The organism is Burkholderia sp. Tr-20355, from assembly GCF_017104685.1.
GTDB lineage: Bacteria > Pseudomonadota > Gammaproteobacteria > Burkholderiales > Burkholderiaceae > Burkholderia > Burkholderia seminalis.
This window is the reverse complement of record NZ_JAAGPK010000088.1, coordinates 1-17,076: the sequence shown is the minus strand read 5'-3', so window position 1 is coordinate 17,076 and position 17,076 is coordinate 1. Positions and strand designations below refer to the sequence as shown.

17 protein-coding genes are annotated in these 17,076 nt (G+C 67.3%); 13 read left to right on the top strand and 4 right to left on the bottom strand.

The features are described 5' to 3' along the window. Positions 1-177: 177 nt before the first annotated feature. Positions 178-828: a TetR family transcriptional regulator gene (locus G3N62_RS21625; RefSeq protein ID WP_124669096.1), complete on the bottom strand. Its 651-nt coding sequence runs from the start codon at positions 826-828 to the stop codon at positions 178-180. Positions 829-978: 150 nt separating this feature from the next. On the opposite strand from G3N62_RS21625, the gene G3N62_RS21620 reads away from it, so the two are divergent. From G3N62_RS21620 to G3N62_RS21610, 3 genes are read left to right on the top strand one after another with little or no spacing between them, the layout of a single operon-like run. Then, positions 979-2,178 carry a MexX/AxyX family multidrug efflux RND transporter periplasmic adaptor subunit gene (locus tag G3N62_RS21620; protein WP_034186934.1) on the top strand — a complete coding sequence of 400 codons (1,200 nt, stop codon included), beginning with the start codon at positions 979-981 and terminating at the stop codon, positions 2,176-2,178. A 15-nt stretch (positions 2,179-2,193) separates the two neighbouring features. Further along, positions 2,194-5,331, top strand: coding sequence for a multidrug efflux RND transporter permease subunit (locus G3N62_RS21615; RefSeq protein WP_124669095.1), 3,138 nt, complete (start codon positions 2,194-2,196; stop codon positions 5,329-5,331). Further along, positions 5,331-6,791, top strand: a complete 1,461-nt coding sequence (locus tag G3N62_RS21610) for an efflux transporter outer membrane subunit (RefSeq protein WP_124669181.1) — start codon at positions 5,331-5,333, stop codon at positions 6,789-6,791. The genes G3N62_RS21615 and G3N62_RS21610 overlap by 1 nt, the downstream gene beginning before the upstream one ends. 615 nt (positions 6,792-7,406) lie before the next feature. Here G3N62_RS21610 and G3N62_RS21605 read toward each other — a convergent pair. Then, a complete protein-coding gene (locus G3N62_RS21605; RefSeq protein WP_206141295.1) occupies positions 7,407-7,625 on the bottom strand; it encodes a hypothetical protein in 219 nt (72 codons plus the stop codon). 23 nt (positions 7,626-7,648) lie between these two features. Here G3N62_RS21605 and G3N62_RS21600 point away from each other — a divergent pair, with 23 nt between their 5' ends. The 5 genes from G3N62_RS21600 to G3N62_RS21580 all read left to right on the top strand — a co-directional run bounded on the left by G3N62_RS21600 (position 7,649) and on the right by G3N62_RS21580 (position 12,853). After that, the gene (locus G3N62_RS21600) at positions 7,649-8,161 is read left to right on the top strand and encodes a fimbrial protein (RefSeq protein ID WP_034186931.1); all 513 of its coding nucleotides are present in this window, start codon (positions 7,649-7,651) and stop codon (positions 8,159-8,161) included. Between the two features lie 121 nt (positions 8,162-8,282). After that, a complete protein-coding gene (locus G3N62_RS21595) occupies positions 8,283-10,736 on the top strand; it encodes a fimbria/pilus outer membrane usher protein (protein ID WP_124669094.1) in 2,454 nt (817 codons plus the stop codon). 16 nt (positions 10,737-10,752) lie between these two features. Further along, positions 10,753-11,499, top strand: coding sequence for a molecular chaperone (locus tag G3N62_RS21590; RefSeq protein WP_059557861.1), 747 nt, complete (start codon positions 10,753-10,755; stop codon positions 11,497-11,499). 8 nt (positions 11,500-11,507) lie between these two features. Then, positions 11,508-12,518, top strand: a complete 1,011-nt coding sequence (locus G3N62_RS21585; protein ID WP_167361867.1) for a fimbrial protein — start codon at positions 11,508-11,510, stop codon at positions 12,516-12,518. Positions 12,519-12,577: 59 nt separating this feature from the next. Further along, the gene (locus tag G3N62_RS21580) at positions 12,578-12,853 is read left to right on the top strand and encodes a hypothetical protein (protein ID WP_059557746.1); all 276 of its coding nucleotides are present in this window, start codon (positions 12,578-12,580) and stop codon (positions 12,851-12,853) included. A 130-nt stretch (positions 12,854-12,983) separates the two neighbouring features. On the opposite strand, the gene G3N62_RS21575 is transcribed toward G3N62_RS21580, so the two are convergent. Next, positions 12,984-13,121: an HHHH-motif protein gene (locus tag G3N62_RS21575; protein WP_167361868.1), complete on the bottom strand. Its 138-nt coding sequence runs from the start codon at positions 13,119-13,121 to the stop codon at positions 12,984-12,986. Between the two features lie 46 nt (positions 13,122-13,167). After that, on the bottom strand, positions 13,168-13,395 hold the full coding sequence (locus G3N62_RS21570) for a hypothetical protein (protein ID WP_034187028.1): 228 nt from the start codon (positions 13,393-13,395) through the stop codon (positions 13,168-13,170). Positions 13,396-13,689: 294 nt separating this feature from the next. Between G3N62_RS21570 and G3N62_RS21565 the strand changes: the two genes are divergently transcribed. The 5 genes from G3N62_RS21565 to G3N62_RS21545 form a co-directional block, all read left to right on the top strand. Further along, complete coding sequence (locus G3N62_RS21565; RefSeq protein ID WP_124669093.1) at positions 13,690-14,358, top strand: RNA polymerase factor sigma-70; 669 nt, start codon at positions 13,690-13,692, stop codon at positions 14,356-14,358. 86 nt (positions 14,359-14,444) lie between these two features. Then, positions 14,445-14,687 (top strand): MbtH family NRPS accessory protein, encoded by a 243-nt coding sequence (locus G3N62_RS21560; RefSeq protein WP_124669092.1) that lies wholly within the window; start codon positions 14,445-14,447, stop codon positions 14,685-14,687. A gap of 44 nt (positions 14,688-14,731) precedes the next feature. Next, positions 14,732-15,739, top strand: coding sequence for a TauD/TfdA family dioxygenase (locus G3N62_RS21555; RefSeq protein WP_034186925.1), 1,008 nt, complete (start codon positions 14,732-14,734; stop codon positions 15,737-15,739). Next, a complete protein-coding gene (locus G3N62_RS21550) occupies positions 15,739-16,587 on the top strand; it encodes an ABC transporter ATP-binding protein (RefSeq protein WP_069705159.1) in 849 nt (282 codons plus the stop codon). The genes G3N62_RS21555 and G3N62_RS21550 overlap by 1 nt, the downstream gene beginning before the upstream one ends. Further along, a partial coding sequence (locus tag G3N62_RS21545; protein ID WP_206141294.1) for an iron chelate uptake ABC transporter family permease subunit occupies positions 16,584-17,076 on the top strand: 493 nt, incomplete at its 3' end. The genes G3N62_RS21550 and G3N62_RS21545, both read left to right, overlap by 4 nt.

Genomic DNA, 17,076 nt, shown 5'->3' with positions numbered 1-17,076 from the left:
CGCTTCGAACGGCGGCGTGCATACCGGGTCGAACCCGGTTATCACGAAGACGCTAAAGAAAGATGACAGCGTCAGTCTACCGATGTTCCGGGAAACGTTAAAAATTTTAAAGAGGGTCAGCTCATTCGTTTCGCAGTGCGGTAAATCGGGCTAAATCAGCATTTGTTACGACGTTTTTCACTGGCCTGGCAATTTTTGCGCGCGAACGCGCAACGCGGCCGATGTCCGGACGGTGTCGAAACCGGCGTCGAGCATCGCTTCGGCGTCGTTCCACAGATTGCCGCGCAGCCGGTTGGTCCAGATCATCGACGCGAACACGCCTTCGAGCAGCGACACGAGATAGACGGCGGCCAGGTGCACGTCGAGATCGGCGGCGATTTCGCCGGCCGCGATCGCGCGGCGCAGCAGCGCCTTCGTGATCCGCAGCATCTGCAGTTCGAGCAGCATGCGGCGCCGCTGCAGCGCGCCGTTTTCCTCGCTTTGCTCGCACTTCGTATAGAGGATCACCAGCACGCGCTGCATCGGGCCCGGTGCGCCGCATTCCTGCAGGTAGTGCGACGCCGCGCGCCGCAGCGTGGCGAGCGGCGGCAGGCCGTCGCCCGCGTCGAAGCCTTCCGACGTGCGCGCGAACGCGCGGTCGCACATCGCGAGACACACTTCCATCTTGTTGCGGTAATGGCCGTAGACGGCGCCCCGCGACATCCCGGCGGCCTCGGCGAGGTCCGCCATCGCGGTTTGCGCGACGCCTTTCTCGAGCAGCACGAGCTCGGCGGCGTCGAGGATCCGGTGCTTGATGGCGAGCGATTCTTCCCGGGTCTTGCGGGCCATGTCGTGAAGCTCCTTACAATTCGCTGTCGTTTTATTGAGACAGTGTGTCGGTCAGATTGAAACGGAAAGTATTTAATCAGTCGTGACTGATTATAATCGGCCACCCTGAGCCGCCGCATTGTATCGGCGGCGAACGATCCGAGGTCACACATGAATAACAATCGCTCCCTGTCGCGCCACGGGCTGGCGCCGTTCGCGCTGGCGGCCGTGCTGGCCCTGGCCGGATGTGGAAAGGGCGACAAGGACGCCGCGCCGGAGACCGCGAAGCAGGCCACCGTCGTGACGGTACGTCCGACGGCCGTGCCGATGACCGTCGAACTGCCGGGCCGGCTCGACGCGTACCGGCAGGCGGAAGTGCGCGCGCGGGTCGCGGGCATCGTCACCGCGCGCACCTACGAGGAAGGTCAGGAAGTGAAGCAGGGCGCGGTGCTGTTCCGCATCGATCCCGCGCCGCTGAAGGCCGCCCGCGACGCCGCGCAGGGCGCGCTCGCGAAAGCGCAGGCCGCGGCGCTCGCGGCGAGCGACAAGCGCCGCCGCTACGACGATCTGGTGCGCGACCGCGCGGTGAGCGAGCGCGACCATACCGAAGCCGTTGCGGCCGATACGCAGGCGAAGGCCGAGGTCGCATCGGCGAAGGCCGAGCTCGCGCGTGCGCAACTGCAGCTCGACTATGCCACCGTCACCGCACCGATCGCGGGCCGCGCGCGACGCGCGCTCGTGACCGAAGGCGCGCTCGTCGGCCAGGACCAGGCGACGCCGCTCACGACCGTCGAGCAGCTCGATCCGATCTACGTGAACTTCTCGCAGCCGGCCGCCGATGTCGACGCATTGCGCCGCGCGGTGAAGAGCGGGCGCGCGACGGGCATCGCGCAGCACGACGTCGCGGTGACGCTGCTGCGCGCCGACGGCACCGCGTATCCGTTGAAGGGCAAGCTGCTGTTCAGCGATCTCGCGGTCGATCCGACCACCGACACCGTCGCGATGCGCGCGCTGTTCCCGAATCCGGAGCGCGAACTGCTGCCGGGCGCGTACGTGCGGATCGCGCTCGACACGGCGGTCGACCAGCGCGCGATCCTCGTGCCGCGCGATGCGCTGCTGCGCACCGCCGACCGTACGTCGGTACGCGTGGTCGGCACGAACGGCAAGGTCAAGGACGTCGAGGTCACGGCCGACCAGATGAGCGGCCGTGACTGGCGCATCACGCGCGGCCTCGCGGGCGGCGAACGCGTGATCGTCGACGACGCGTCGCAGTTCGCGCCCGATACGGCCGTCAAGCCCGTCGAGAAGTCGCCGCCGTCGAAGGCGGCGCCGGCCGCGGCCGCTTCGCAGGCGGCCGCCCGTCAAACCTGACCGGTTCAAACCAACATGGCACGTTTCTTCATCGATCGCCCCGTCTTCGCGTGGGTGATCGCCATTTTCATCATGCTGGGCGGCATGTTCGCGATCCGCGCGCTGCCCGTTGCGCAGTACCCGGACATCGCACCGCCCGTCGTCAGTATCTATGCGACGTACCCGGGCGCGTCCGCGCAGGTCGTCGAGGAATCGGTGACCGCGCTGATCGAGCGCGAGATGAACGGCGCGCCGGGGCTGATGTATACGTCGGCCACCAGCAGCGTCGGGATGGCGTCGCTGTACCTGACGTTCAAGCAGGGCGTGAACGCCGATCTCGCGGCCGTCGAAGTGCAGAACCGGCTGAAGACGGTCGAGGCGCGCTTGCCCGAACCGGTGCGCCGCGACGGCATCCAGGTCGAGAAGGCCGCCGACAACATCCAGCTCGTCGTGTCGCTCACGTCCGACGACGGCCGGATGACCGACGTGCAGCTCGGCGAATATGCATCGGCGAACGTCGTGCAGGCGCTGCGTCGCGTCGAGGGTGTCGGCCGGGTGCAGTTCTGGGGCGCGGAGTACGCGATGCGGATCTGGCCCGACCCGGTGAAGATGGCCGGGCACGGCCTCACCGCGTCGGACATCGCGTCGGCCGTGCGCGCGCACAACGCGCGCGTGACGATCGGCGACATCGGGCGCGGCGCGGTGCCGGCCAGCGCGCCGATCGCGGCGACCGTGTTCGCCGATGCACCGCTGAAGACGCCGGCCGAATTCGGCGCGATCGCGCTGCGCACGCAGGCCGACGGCTCCGCGCTGTTCCTGCGCGACGTCGCGCGTGTCGAGTTCGGCGGCAACGACTACAACTACCCGTCGTACGTGAACGGCAAGGTCGCGACCGGGATGGGCATCAAGCTCGCGCCGGGCTCGAACGCGGTATCGACCGAGAAACGCGTGCGCGCGACGATGGACGAGCTGTCCCGGTACTTCCCGCCGGGCGTGAAGTACCAGATCCCGTACGAGACCTCGTCGTTCGTGCGCGTGTCGATGAACAAGGTCGTCACGACGCTGATCGAGGCCGGCGTGCTGGTGTTCCTCGTGATGTTCCTGTTCATGCAGAACCTGCGCGCGACGCTGATCCCGACGCTCGTCGTGCCGGTCGCGCTCGCGGGCACGTTCGGCGTGATGTATGCGGCCGGCTTCTCGATCAACGTGCTGACGATGTTCGGGATGGTGCTCGCGATCGGCATCCTCGTCGACGACGCGATCGTCGTCGTCGAGAACGTCGAGCGGCTGATGGTCGAGGAGGGGCTCGGGCCGTACGACGCGACCGTCAAGGCGATGAAGCAGATCAGCGGCGCGATCGTCGGGATCACCGTCGTGCTGACGTCGGTGTTCGTGCCGATGGCGTTCTTCGGCGGCGCGGTGGGCAACATCTACCGGCAGTTCGCGCTGTCGCTCGCGGTGTCGATCGGCTTCTCCGCGTTCCTCGCGCTGTCGCTGACGCCCGCGCTGTGCGCGACGCTGCTCAAGCCCGTGTCCGGCGACCATCACGAGAAGCGCGGCTTCTTCGGCTGGTTCAACCGTTTCGTCGCGCGTGCGACGCAGCGCTACGCGACGCGGGTCGGCACGATGCTGAAGAAGCCCGTGCGCTGGCTCGTGGTGTACGGCGCGCTGATCGCGGCCGCGGTGCTGATGCTCGCGCAGCTGCCGACCGCGTTCCTGCCGGACGAGGACCAGGGCAACTTCATGGTGATGGTGATCCGCCCGCAAGGCACGCCGCTCGCGGAAACGATGCAGAGCGTGCGCGAGGTCGAGTCGTATATCCGCAAGGATGAGCCGGCCGCGTATACGTTCGCGCTCGGCGGCTTCAACCTGTACGGCGAAGGGCCGAACGGCGGGATGATCTTCGTCACGCTGAAGAACTGGAAGATGCGCCAGGCGGAACGCGATCACGTGCAGTCGATCGTCGCGCGCATCAACGCGCGATTCGCGGGCACGCCGAACACCACGGTGTTCGCGATGAACGCGCCGGCGCTGCCCGATCTCGGCTCGTCGAGCGGCTTCGACTTCCGGCTGCAGAACCGCGGCGGGCTCGATTACGCGACGTTCAGCGCCGCGCGCGAACAGCTGCTCGCCGCGGGCGGCAAGGACCGTGCGCTGACCGACCTGATGTTCGCGGGCACGCAGGATGCGCCGCAACTGAAGCTCGACATCGATCGCGCGAAGGCGTCCGCGCTCGGCGTGTCGATGGACGAGATCAATACGACGCTCGCGGTGATGTTCGGTTCGGACTATATCGGCGACTTCATGCACGGCACGCAGGTGCGGCGCGTGATGGTGCAGGCCGACGGGCTGCACCGGCTCGATCCGGACGACGTGAAGAAGCTGCGCGTGCGCAACGCGCGCGGCGAGATGGTGCCGCTCGCGGCGTTCACGACGCTGCACTGGACGCTCGGGCCGCCGCAGCTCACGCGCTACAACGGCTATCCGTCGTTCACGATCAACGGTTCGGCCGCGGCAGGCCACAGCAGCGGCGAGGCGATGACCGCGATCGAGCGGATCGCCGCGCAGCTGCCGGCCGGCATCGGTTATGCGTGGTCGGGGCAATCGTTCGAGGAGCGGCTGTCGGGCGCGCAGGCGCCGATGCTGTTCGCGCTGTCGGTGCTCGTCGTGTTCCTGGCGCTCGCGGCACTCTACGAGAGCTGGTCGATCCCGTTCGCGGTGATGCTGGTCGTCCCGCTCGGCGTGATCGGCGCGGTGCTCGGCGTCACGCTGCGGGCGATGCCGAACGACATCTATTTCAAGGTGGGGCTGATCGCGACGATCGGGCTGTCCGCGAAGAACGCGATCCTGATCGTCGAAGTCGCGAAGGATCTCGTCGCGCAGCGCATGTCGCTCGTCGACGCCGCGCTCGAGGCCGCACGCCTGCGGCTGCGGCCGATCGTGATGACGTCGCTCGCGTTCGGCGTCGGCGTGCTGCCGCTCGCGTTCGCGTCGGGCGCCGCGTCCGGCGCGCAGATGGCGATCGGCACCGGCGTGCTCGGCGGCGTGATCACGGCGACCGTGCTCGCGGTGTTCCTCGTCCCGCTGTTTTTCGTGATCGTCGGCCGCCTGTTCGACGTCGGCCCGCGCCGGCGCGGCGGGGCGCGGCCGGCGGCGATGGAGGGTTCGCAATGATGGTTGCGCTGAATGCACGCGCGGCGCTGCGGGTTCGGCTCGCGCTGGTCGCCGCGCTCGCGCTCGCCGGGTGCTCGCTCGCCCCGCGTTACGAGCGGCCCGCGGCACCGGTGCCGTCGAGCTATGCGCCGGTCGACGGCAGCGCGGCGCCGGCCGCCGAACCGGTTGCGGCGCGGGATGCCGCGCTGCTCGACGACTGGCACGCGTATTTCACCGATCCGGCGCTGCAGGCGTGGATCGACGCCGCGCTCGCCAACAACCGCGACGTGCGGATCGCGGCCGGCCGGCTCGACGAAGCGCGCGCGCTGTACGGCGTGCAGCGCGCGGACCTGATGCCGTCGGTCGATGCGAATCTCGGCTACGAGCGCGCCCGCCAGTACGACCCGGTCGTGCGCGAAAGCGCGATCAGCGGGCTGTACCGCGCGGGCGTCGGCGTCAGCGCGTACGAGCTCGACCTGTTCGGCCGCGTGCGCAACCTGTCCGATGCGGCGCTTGCCGAGTATTTCGCGACGGCCGACGCGCAGCGCACGGTTCGCATCGGCGTGATCGCCGAAGTGGCGGGCGCGTACGTGTCGGAACGCTCGCTGCACGAACAGCTTGCGCTCGCGCAGCGCACGCTCGATGCGCGCGAACGCATGGCCGCGCTCACGCAGCGTCGTTATGCGGCCGGCACGAGCGACGCGATCGAGCTGCGCTCGGCCGAGATGCTGGTGGCCTCCGCGCGTGCCTCGCAGGCCGCGCTGCAGCGCGAGCATGCGCAGGCCGTGCGGGCGCTGCAGCTGCTGGCGGGTGACTTCGCACGCAACGTGCTCGACGACGCGAGCGCGCTCGACACGCTGTCGATCGCACCGGTGGCGCCGGGCGCGCCGAGCGCGCTGCTCGAACGGCGGCCGGACATCCGGCAGGCCGAGGCGCGGCTCAAGGCCGCCAACGCGCAGATCGGCGCCGCGCGCGCGGCGTTCTTTCCGCGCATCGCGTTGACCACCGACTACGGCTCGGTCAGCGACGCGTTTTCGAGCCTGTTCTCGGCCGGCACGAGCGTATGGACGTTCGCGCCGCGCATCACGCTGCCGATCTTCGCGGGCGGCCGCAATCGCGCGAATCTCGACGTCGCGAACGCACGCAAGCACATCGCGGTCGCCGAATACGAGAAGGCGGTGCAGACCGCGTTCCGTGAAGTGGCCGACGCGTTCGCCGCGCGCGACTGGATCGATCGCCAGCTTGCCGCGCAACAGGCGGTGTATGCGGCCGACGGCGCGCGGCTGAAGCTCGCCGAGCGTCGTTATGCGGGCGGTGTCGCGACGTATCTCGAACTGCTCGACGCGCAGCGCAGCACGTACGAGTCGGGGCAGGAGCTGATCCGGCTCAAGCAGCTCAGGCTCGCGAATGCGATCGCGCTGTACCGCGCGCTCGGTGGCGGCTGGACACCGGCCTCGGCCGAGGCGGCGATTTCCGCGTGACATGCGTGTCGTCGCCCGGTGCCGCGGCGCACCGCACGACATGACGGCGGCGGTACGATCCGGCGTGCGGCCGCCGCCGCGACAGTCGTGCTGCCGGCCGTATCGCCGGTCGCTGTCGGCACTTCCTTTCGCTGTCCGGCGAATCCTCCAGGTGTGATTCATTTCGCGGCGGGGCGCACGCGCGCCTTCCGCGGCAACCCGCATCCGGCGACCGCTCGTGTCGCCTGCCGGCGCAAACGTATGCGCTGCATTCTCGTCTCTTCGTCTCGTTCCTCCGGGCCGGCCAATCGCGTTCCGATGACCGCGCAAGCGTGCGATTTCAAATGGGCAATTGACGAATGGATTAATCAATGAATTGGAATTAATCATGGCGGCAAAGTGTCGCAGTAAAACGTTTGTATCTTTTCGCAATCGTTTGCGCGGCGATTCCGTATTGGTTAAATACCTCGGTTAATTTCCTGTCAGTTGAAAATGATTTGAGATTGCCGTTGTCTCCGGACAACGATGGCGGCATTGGACAATATTTTGTCTTTTGATTGGCGGTGATTGCCGGGGTCAATACAGGCGGGGCGATGCGGGGTGTCGACGGTTATCGGAAAGAATTTCCCTTAATCTTCAATCGGTTCCGTGAAATAAAGAAGGACTGCGGATGGAAAATGCGGGATTGGAAATCGAGCGGAAGGAATGTGGTTCAAGAGGGGTAAATCGGAGATTGTCATAAGCATTTGACAATGATTTACAGAAAACTTTCACGATTATCTCGATAATGCCGCCTCGTGTCGGACGGGAGCCGCCATGCGCTGCCGTTTGTGTCCGATACGTCGTCCATTCCATTTGCACTCCTTACGGGAAACGTCATGAAAAAATCCATCCTGACCGCTGTCGCACTCGCGGCCCTGTCCACCTCGGCCTTCGCAGCGGGCACCGGCACGATCAACTTCACGGGCGAGATCGTCGCGGGCGCATGCGGCATCGACTCGGGCTCGGTCAACCAGACCGTGAACCTCGGCAAGGTGCCGACCAACGTGTTCAAGCAAGCCGGCGACAAGTCCACGCCGACCAACTTCGACATCAAGCTGACCGACTGCGACACGAGCATCGCGCAGAACGCTTACTTCACGTTCACGGGCACGTCGAGCGCGGGCCAGCCGAAGCTGCTCGCCACGATCGGTTCGGCGACCAACGTCGGCATCCGCCTGCAGGCGGCGTCGGGCGAATACCTCGACAACGGCGCCGAGCAAAAGGCACCGACCGTGCTGCAGAACGGCACGAACATCGCCCGCTTCGCAGCGATGTACGAAGCGACGGCAGCCGGCGTGACGCCGGGTACCGCCGACGGCGTCGCCAACTTCACGGTCCGTTACCAGTAAGCGGCCGTACCGGAGGAGGGATGCGCGCATCCCTTCCTCCTTCTTCCTTCCTCCCGTTTTCTTCTTCTTGGACTTCCGGTAGCGCCGCGTGCGAATCAGACATTCCTTCCTTTGCGTCTCCGTGCTGGTCGTCGGCAGCCAGAGCCATGCGACGGAATTCAATTCGTCGTTCCTGAACATCGACGGCACGAACAATGTCGATCTGTCGCAGTTCTCGCAGGCGGACTTCACGTTACCGGGCGAGTACATGCTCGACGTGCAGGTCAACGACCTGTTCTACGGGCTGCAGGCGATCCAGTTCATCGCGCTCGACTCATCCGGCGCGGGCAAGCCGTGCCTGCCCCCGGAACTCGTCGCGCAGTTCGGGCTGAAACCGTCGCTCGCGAAGGACCTGCCGCGCTTCCAGGGCGGACGTTGCGTCGACCTCGGCGCGATCGAGGGCGCGACCGTGCGTTACCTGAAGAGCGACGGGCGGCTCAAGATCACGATTCCGCAAGCCGCGCTCGAATTCACCGATTCGACCTATCTGCCGCCGGAGCGCTGGTCCGAAGGGATTCCGGGCGCGATGCTCGACTATCGCGTGATCGCCAACACGAACCGCAACTTCGGTGCGGGCGGCGGGCAGACGAATTCGGTCCAGGCCTACGGGACGGTTGGCGCGAACTGGGATGCATGGCGCTTTCGCGGCGACTACCAGGCGCAATCGAACGTGGGCAACACGGCGTACGCGGACCGCACGTTCCGCTTCAGCCGGCTGTATGCATTCCGCGCGCTGCCGTCGATCCAGTCGACGGTGACGTTCGGCGACGACTACCTGACCTCCGACATCTTCGACACGTTCGCGCTGACCGGCGCGTCGATCCGCAGCGACGACCGCATGCTGCCGCCTTCGCTGCGCGGCTATGCGCCGCTGATCTCGGGCGTCGCGCGCACCAACGCGACCGTGACGGTGTCGCAGGCGGGCCGCGTGCTGTACGTGACGCGCGTGTCGCCCGGCGCATTCGCGCTGCAGAACATCAACACGAGCGTGCAGGGCACGCTCGACGTCGCGGTCGAGGAGGAGGACGGCAGCGTCCAGCGCTTCCAGGTGACGACGGCCGCCGTGCCGTTTCTCGCGCGCACCGGGCAGCTGCGCTACAAGGCCGCGGTCGGCAAGCCGCGCCTGTTCGGCGGCGCCGGCATCACGCCGTTCTTCGGCTTCGGCGAAATCGCGTACGGCTTGCCGTTCGACATCACCGCCTACGGCGGCTTCATCGCGGCATCGGGCTATACGTCGGTCGCGCTCGGCGTCGGCCGCGATTTCGGCGCGTTCGGCGCGGTGTCGGCCGACGTCACGCATGCGCGTGCACGGCTGTGGTGGAGCGGCGCGACGCGCAACGGCAACTCGTATCGCATCAACTACTCGAAGCACTTCGACGGGCTCGATGCCGACGTGCGCTTCTTCGGCTATCGCTTTTCCGAGCGCGAGTACACGAACTTCGCGCAATTCTCGGGCGACCCGACCGCGTACGGTCTTGCCAACAGCAAGCAGCGCTATTCGGCGACGATGTCGAAGCGTTTCGGCGACACGTCGACCTATTTTTCATACGACCAGACGACCTACTGGGCGCGTTCGTCCGAGCAGCGTGTCGGCCTCACGCTGACGCGTGCGTTCTCGATCGGCACGCTGCGCAACCTGAACGTCAGCGTGTCGGCGTTTCGCACGCAGAGCGCGGGCGCGAGCGGCAACCAGTTCTCGGTGACCGCCACGCTGCCGATCGGCGGTCGCCACACGGTCACGTCGAACCTGACGACCGGCAGCGGCAGCACGAGCGTGAACGCCGGCTATATCTACGACGATCTGGCCGGCCGCACCTATCAGGTCAATGCGGGTGAAACCGACGGCCGCGCGTCGGCGAACGCGAGCTTCCGCCAGCGCACGTCGGCGTACCAGCTCACCGCGCAGGCGTCGACGCTCGCGAATGCCTACGCGGCCGCGTCGCTCGAAGTCGACGGCTCGTTCGTCGCGACGCAGTACGGCGTGTCCGCGCACGCGAACGGCAATGCGGGCGATACGCGCCTGCTGGTGTCGACCGACGGCGTGCCCGACGTGCCGCTGTCCGGCACGCTCGCGCGTACGGATTCGCGCGGCTACGCGGTGCTCGACGGCATCTCGCCGTACAACGTGTACGACGCGACGGTCAACGTCGAGAAGCTGCCGCTCGAAGTGCAGGTGACGAACCCGATCCAGCGCATGGTGCTGACCGATGGTGCGATCGGCTTCGTGAAGTTCTCCGCCGCGCGCGGCAGCAACCTGTACCTGACGCTGACGGATGCAGCCGGCAAGCCGTTGCCGTTCGGGGCGTCGGTGCAGGACGCGGCGAACGGCAAGGAGCTCGGCATCGTCGGCGAGGGCGGTGCGGCGTTCCTGACCCAGGTTCAGCCGAAGTCGACGCTGGCGGTGCGCGCGGGCGAACGCACGCTCTGCACGGTCGATGCACTGCCGAACCAGCTTCAACTCGAAGGCACGCCGATCCCGGTGACGTGCCAGACGTCCGGCGAGTCGCATGCAGCGGCCGCGCGGGTCGAACGATGATTTCATGGATCCAGCGATGAAGAACGCTTTCTCCCTTTCCTTTTCGCGGCGCGCATGGTGCGTGCTCGCGACCGCCGGTACGTTGCTCGCGGGCGCCGCGCAGGCGGCGATCGTGCCCGACCGCACGCGCGTGATCTTCAACGAAGGCGAACAGGCGGCGATCGTCACGATCACCAACAAGAGCACGACGTATCCGTATCTCGTGCAGTCCTGGCTCGAGGACACGAAGGGCAACAAGATCGCGACGCCGCTGATGGTCGTGCCGCCGCTGCAGCGCGTCGAGGCGAACGAGCGCAACGTGCTGCGGATCGCGAAGCTGCCGGGCACCGAGCTGCCGGCCGACCGGGAATCGGTGTTCTACCTGAACATCCGCGAAGTGCCGCCGAAGACCGACACGCCGAACACGCTGCAGATCGCACTGCATACGCAGATGAAGCTGTTTTACCGGCCGAAGGCCGTGCAGCCCGCGCGCGACGAGGACTGGACGCTGCCGATGACGCTGCGCGTCGACGCGGCCGCGCACAAGCTGGTGTTCGACAACCCGACGCCGTATCACGTGACGGTGGTCGACGTGAGCGCGGGCGCGCAGAAGACGCCGGTGCCGATCGAGCCGGTGATGGTGAGCCCGATGAGCACGGCCGACGTGCCGTTCAAGGCCGCGACGCCGTCGACGCTGTTCGTCACGCATATCGACGATTACGGCGGCCAGGTGGCGGTCGAGTATGCGTGCGACGCCGGTGCCTGCAGGAGCGTGAAGAAATGAGCGGGCGAATGCATCTTCGGGCATCCTCCGCGGCCTGGTTACGCTGGATCGTGCTCCTGCTGCTGGTCGCGGCCGTGCAGCCCGCCTGGGCGCTGCGCTGCCTGACCAACAGCGGCGCAACTTCGTTGACGGAGCCAATCGGCGGCGTGGCGTCGTATCCGACCGATGCGCCGGACGGCTATGTGATCTGGGTGTCGCCCGTGCGCACAACCTCGGGTTATTGCTACAAGGACCTGGGTGACGACAGCAGCCTGAAAGTGGTCGACAACATCTATTTCTACGCGAATCCGAACCGCACGAATCCTGCCGCATGGGGGCTCGAGATCGGTATCCGCTACCAGGGGGTCGATTACTTCGACAAGACCAGCAACCGCGGGGGTGGGGTGTTCACCGGCTATTCGGTGCCGCCGTGCAGCAGGTACGACTTCGACCGTAAGCGTTGCCAGCAGACGCGAATCAGCATCGACTATCAGGTTGTCGTACGCAAGAAGGGCAACTGGGTTCAACCGCCGAGCGACATCTATACGGTGTTCCAGTTCGACGGCGAGTTCGGGCTGAATGCTTACAACCCGAGCTTCCAGTACCGCCTGAGCGGGCTACGCAATCTCAAGCCGACACCGTGCTTCGTCGACGTGCTCGTGACTCCCGAGCCGGGCATCGTCAATTTCGGGCAGGTGCAGGCGGTGGGCAACGGCTTCCTGCCGGCGGTGCCGCGCAAGCGGTTTTCGCTGTCGTTGACGAAGAAATGCAACGTTGCGGTACGCGTCGACGGGTACTTCGAAACGAGCTATCCGGTGCAGAACGGCTTGCTGGTGCCCGCGAAGGACAGTAATTTCGGGATCGGCATCGAGGACAGTCAGGGCAAGGCGATTCCGTTCAACGAACAGTTCAACCTGGCTCAATTCCCGTCCAACGTCATGAACCAGAGCGTATTGATGGACGCGGTGCTGAAGTCGTTCGGGCCGCCGAAGATTGGTCGGTTCGACGCGACGGCGACGATCCGGCTGTTCATCTACTGACGCGGGCGAATGCGAGGGGCGACAGCCGGGCGTTTTGTCCCGGAGGAGACGGGATACGCTTGAAGGGCACCACGATGGCCGTCCTGTTCGTTGTCTCGACGATGGGCGCGGCGCATGCGCAGACGATGTCGGTCGGCGGGTATGCGTTGACGGTACTCGACGACCTCGGCGGGCCGCGCGGCGGTCACGACTATGGTGCGACGGTCAGTGCGGCCGGGAAGACGATCGCTGGCTTTTACCAGCGCGACGCGTCGCCCTCCCATGTCGAATCGCGCAGTCTCGCGAAGGGGCGGTCGAGTTGGCGGACGGTATCAACGGCGCCGGGCTCGCGGTGATCCTGTCGTTTCAGGCAGGGCTGGCGCCGGAGCACTGGCAGCGCTAGCGCCCGGCCATCCGGTCCGTTCCTGTCGCGACGATAAAAAAGCGCCGGCTTGCCGGCGCTTTTCCGCATCTGCCGCACGGCGCTCAACGCACCCAGCGGCACACCTTGTGGTGGTGATGCTCGAAGTGGCATACGCGATGCGGATGCGCTTCGGCCATGGCCGGTACGAGCACGGCGGCGGCGACGGCCGCGGCGGTCAGGGTTTTCAGTAGCGTTTTCATGTCGAGTTCCTGTCGTTGAATGGCGGATCAGGGGAGCGGCCTTTCTTTACCACTGCGGCCGCTGATCGTCGCGACGGTCGTCGCGGCGGTCGTCACGCGGGCCGGGGTGCCGGGCTTCCCAGTCGCGGCGCTCCCAATAGCGATTGCCGTCCCAGTACCGATCGCCATGCCAGCCGATCGTGACTTCGGCAGGGCCGGGGTAGGCAACGCATCCGGTCAGCATCACGCTCGACAACGCGCCAGCCATGACAGCGGACAACACGATGGATTTCATGGTTTTCTCCCTTGGAAACGGCAAGTCGATCGTACGAGCCCCCAAAATTTCACGTAGTAAGAAGTTGCTACCGCCCATGACACGTGCAGGCGTTTCGTCAGGCGCGTGAAAGATCGCGTCGGCCGCCCGCAAGCCGGGTACGCCGGACGAACGCACGCTCCCTCCGCCCGCACAACGATTCCGTCGATTGTTCAGACAAATCCTGACAACTGAAAGGGTCATCCTGTAATCGGATTGAGAATGATTTGCGTTTACGTTAAATTGCGCTATCTCGGAATTAGACGGAGCAGATCGATGGCCATGGCGGAAGTGCTCGACCGACCGGCGGCGGCAGCGGCGAACCCGTTCCTCGGCAGTTGTCCGGACCTGCCGCCGCGCGCCGCGCCGCGTACGCGCCGTGCGTCGGAGCCCCGCGCGCAGGGCGCGCTGCTCGATGTGCTGATCTCGCATCGCGCGATGCTCGTCAATGTCGCGCGCGGCTTCGTCGGGTGCGCGAGCCGCGCCGAGGACGTCGTGCACGACGTGTTCGTGAAGCTCGTCGAATTCCCGAACCAGGACGCGGTGCGCCAGCCGGTCGCGTACGTGACGCGGATGGTGCGCAATGCGTCGATCGACGCGTGCCGCCGGCAAAGCCTCGAAAACGTCTATCACACGGAAGAGGACGACGGCTTCGACGTGCCGTCGCCCGAGCCGACACCGGAAGCCGCGCTGATGACGCGCGACACGCTGCGGCGCGTGTGGGCCGCACTCGACGACCTGCCGGCGCGCAGCCGCGCGGCCTTCGAGATGGTGCGGCTGCGCGAGGAAACGCTGCAGACCGCGGCGCGCGCGCTGAACGTATCGCAGACGCTCGTGCATTTCATGGTGCGCGACGCGGAGCGCCACTGCGCGGAATGCCTCGACGCGTGCCATCGCGGCGTCGCATGCCCGGTGTTCCTGGGCGGCCGCGCGCGGCGGCGGTAAAAAAACGCGCCGGCCAATCGTCTATCAGGCAGGAGCGGCCGAAACCGCCGCTTCGCCTCCTTCAACCGCCTCAGCGATTTCCGATCATGACGCAAGCCCCGACGCCTACCGCCGACACCGACGATCTCGTCTACACGGTCGTCATCAACGACGAAGAACAGTATTCGATCTGGCCGACGTTCCGGCCCGTGCCGGCCGGCTGGTGCGAAGTCGGCGTGAGCGGCCCGAAGGCGGACTGTCTCGCGCACATCGAGACCGTCTGGACCGACATGCGCCCGGCGAGCCTGCGCCGCGCGATGGACGGCGAGCGCGCGACACGCGCATCGTGACCTGCTGCGCCGTGATCCGGCGCGCCACCTGAAGAGGACGTTGCATGACCCTGCTTTCGTTGCCGACGCTCGACGACCTGCGTATCGAGCCGGGGCTGCCCACCGTCGTGTCGCCGCGCGGCGGCGACGGGATGTCGATCGACGATGTCGCGCCGCTCGCGCGCGAGATCGCGGCCGACACGCTCGAACGGGCGGGCGGTGTGCTGTTCACGGGTTTTCACGTGCCGTCGATCGACGCGTTCCAGCAGTTCGCGGCATCGTTCGGCGATCCGCTGATCGGCTATGAATACGCGTCGACGCCGCGCAGCCAGGTCGAGGGCGCGGTCTACACGTCGACCGAATATCCGCCGCACCGCGCGATTCCGCTGCACAACGAGCAGTCGTACACGCGCGAATGGCCGCTGCGGATCTGGTTCCACTGCGCGCTCGCCGCGCCGAAGGGCGGCGCCACGCCGATCGCGGACAGTCGCGCGGTATATCGCGCGCTCGATCCGGCGCTGGTCGCGCGTTTCAAGAAGCGCGAGCTGCTGTACGTGCGCAATTTCGGCCAGGGGCTCGACCTGCCGTGGCAGCAGTCGTTCGGCACCGACGAGCCGGCCGAGGTCGAGCGGATGTGCGCGGCGCGCGGCATCGAATGCGCGTGGCGCACCGACGACGACGGCGAGCTGCTGCTGCGCACGCGCGAACGCTGCCAGGCCGTCGCGCGCCATCCACGCACCGGCGACCGCGTGTGGTTCAACCAGGCGAACCTGTTCCACCTGTCGGCGCTCGACGATGACATGCAGGAAGCGCTCGTCGATGCGGTCGGGCTCGAGAACGTGCCGCGCAACGTGTACTACGGCGACGGCGAACCGCTCGAGGCCGACGCGCTCGCGGAGATTCGCGGCGTGCTCGACCAGCAGCGCATCGTGTTCCCGTGGCGCACCGGCGACGTGCTGATGCTCGACAACATGCTGACCGCGCACGCGCGCGACCCGTTCGAGGGGCCGCGCAAGGTCGTCGTCGCGATGGCGCAGAGCTATACGGTCCCGCGCGACCGAACGGAGGATTGATGACGCGTAGTACCGCCGCGCTTGCCGCGCGCGGGCTGTCGGTAGGGTATCGCGACCATGTCGTGATCGACGGGCTGGACCTGTCGATCGCGGCCGGCCGCGTCACCGCGCTGTGCGGACCGAACGGCTGCGGCAAGAGCACGCTGCTGCGCACGCTCGCGGGCCTGCAGCCCGCGCGTGCCGGCCATGTCGAAGTGAACGGCCGGCCGCTCGCATCGTTTCGCCGTCGCGCGCTCGCGCGCGAGCTGACGATGCTCGCGCAGTTCAACCAGATTCCGTCGGGCCTCACGGTGCGCGAACTCGTCGCCTACGGGCGCTATGCGTACGGCGGCTTCCTGCGCGGCCTGTCGCGGGCCGACCATGCGGCGATCGACGAGGCGCTCGACACGAGCGGCCTCGCCGACGACGCGGAGCGCGACGTCGGCGCGCTGTCGGGCGGGGAACGCCAGCGCGCGTGGATCGCGATGGCGCTCGCGCAGCAGGCGCCGATCGTGCTGCTCGACGAACCGACGACCTATCTCGACATCCATCACCAGCTCGACATCCTCGACGCACTGCGCACGCTGAACCGCACGCGCGGGCTGACGATCGTATGGGTGCTGCACGACCTGAACCAGGCGGCCGCGTACAGCGACGAGATCGTGCTGATGCGCGCGGGCCGTCTCGTCGCGCAGGGCACGCCCGACGCGATGCTCGATCCGGCGCGGCTGCGCGCGGCGTTCGGCGTCGACATGCTGAAGCTCGCGCATCCGCAGACGGGCGCGCCGATGTGCGTACCGGCCTACGGTCCGACCACCGACGGCGCGCCGCGGGCGGCCGGCGTCTTCGACCGGGATCTCGCCGTATGACGACGTTCGCGATGCGCAAGCGCCTCGCGGCGGCGGGCAAGGGCGCGGCTACCGGGCGGGCCGGCGCGATCGCGTTCGGCCTTGTCGCGCTGATCGCCGTACTCGCGGCGCTGCGTGTCGCGCCCGACCTGCGCGTGTGGTGGGACGCGGCGCCCGGCAGCGATGCCGCGGCGCTCGCGCACGTGTTCCTGTTCGACCTCAACCTGCCGCGCGTCGCGGCCGCGCTCGTCGCGGGCGGTTGCCTCGGGATCGCCGGCGCGTTGTTCCAGTCGCTCACGCGCAATCCGCTCGCGTCGCCCGACCTGCTCGGCGTCACGGGCGGCGCCCAGCTCGGCCTGCTCGCGGCGATGCTCGTGCCGGCGCTGGCGGGCGTCGCGTCGGTGCCGCTGCTGTTCGTCTGCGGGCTGGCCGCCGCCGCGTGCGCGATCGCCGCGGCCGGCGGCTGGCGCGCGACGCCGCTGCGGCTCGTGCTCGCGGGCAGCGTGTGCA

What these genes read in the sequence shown, in the direction of transcription:
- G3N62_RS21625 (WP_124669096.1), bottom strand. Translation starts at nt 828, where the DNA reads ATGGCCCGCAAGACCCGGGAAGAATCGCTCGCCATCAAGCACCGGATC.
- G3N62_RS21620 (WP_034186934.1), top strand. Translation starts at nt 979, where the DNA reads ATGAATAACAATCGCTCCCTGTCGCGCCACGGGCTGGCGCCGTTCGCG.
- G3N62_RS21615 (WP_124669095.1), top strand. Translation starts at nt 2,194, where the DNA reads ATGGCACGTTTCTTCATCGATCGCCCCGTCTTCGCGTGGGTGATCGCC.
- G3N62_RS21610 (WP_124669181.1), top strand. Translation starts at nt 5,331, where the DNA reads ATGGTTGCGCTGAATGCACGCGCGGCGCTGCGGGTTCGGCTCGCGCTG.
- G3N62_RS21605 (WP_206141295.1), bottom strand. Translation starts at nt 7,625, where the DNA reads ATGGAATGGACGACGTATCGGACACAAACGGCAGCGCATGGCGGCTCC.
- G3N62_RS21600 (WP_034186931.1), top strand. Translation starts at nt 7,649, where the DNA reads ATGAAAAAATCCATCCTGACCGCTGTCGCACTCGCGGCCCTGTCCACC.
- G3N62_RS21590 (WP_059557861.1), top strand. Translation starts at nt 10,753, where the DNA reads ATGAAGAACGCTTTCTCCCTTTCCTTTTCGCGGCGCGCATGGTGCGTG.
- G3N62_RS21585 (WP_167361867.1), top strand. Translation starts at nt 11,508, where the DNA reads ATGCATCTTCGGGCATCCTCCGCGGCCTGGTTACGCTGGATCGTGCTC.
- G3N62_RS21575 (WP_167361868.1), bottom strand. Translation starts at nt 13,121, where the DNA reads ATGAAAACGCTACTGAAAACCCTGACCGCCGCGGCCGTCGCCGCCGCC.
- G3N62_RS21570 (WP_034187028.1), bottom strand. Translation starts at nt 13,395, where the DNA reads ATGAAATCCATCGTGTTGTCCGCTGTCATGGCTGGCGCGTTGTCGAGC.
- G3N62_RS21565 (WP_124669093.1), top strand. Translation starts at nt 13,690, where the DNA reads ATGGCCATGGCGGAAGTGCTCGACCGACCGGCGGCGGCAGCGGCGAAC.
- G3N62_RS21560 (WP_124669092.1), top strand. Translation starts at nt 14,445, where the DNA reads ATGACGCAAGCCCCGACGCCTACCGCCGACACCGACGATCTCGTCTAC.
- G3N62_RS21555 (WP_034186925.1), top strand. Translation starts at nt 14,732, where the DNA reads ATGACCCTGCTTTCGTTGCCGACGCTCGACGACCTGCGTATCGAGCCG.
- G3N62_RS21550 (WP_069705159.1), top strand. Translation starts at nt 15,739, where the DNA reads ATGACGCGTAGTACCGCCGCGCTTGCCGCGCGCGGGCTGTCGGTAGGG.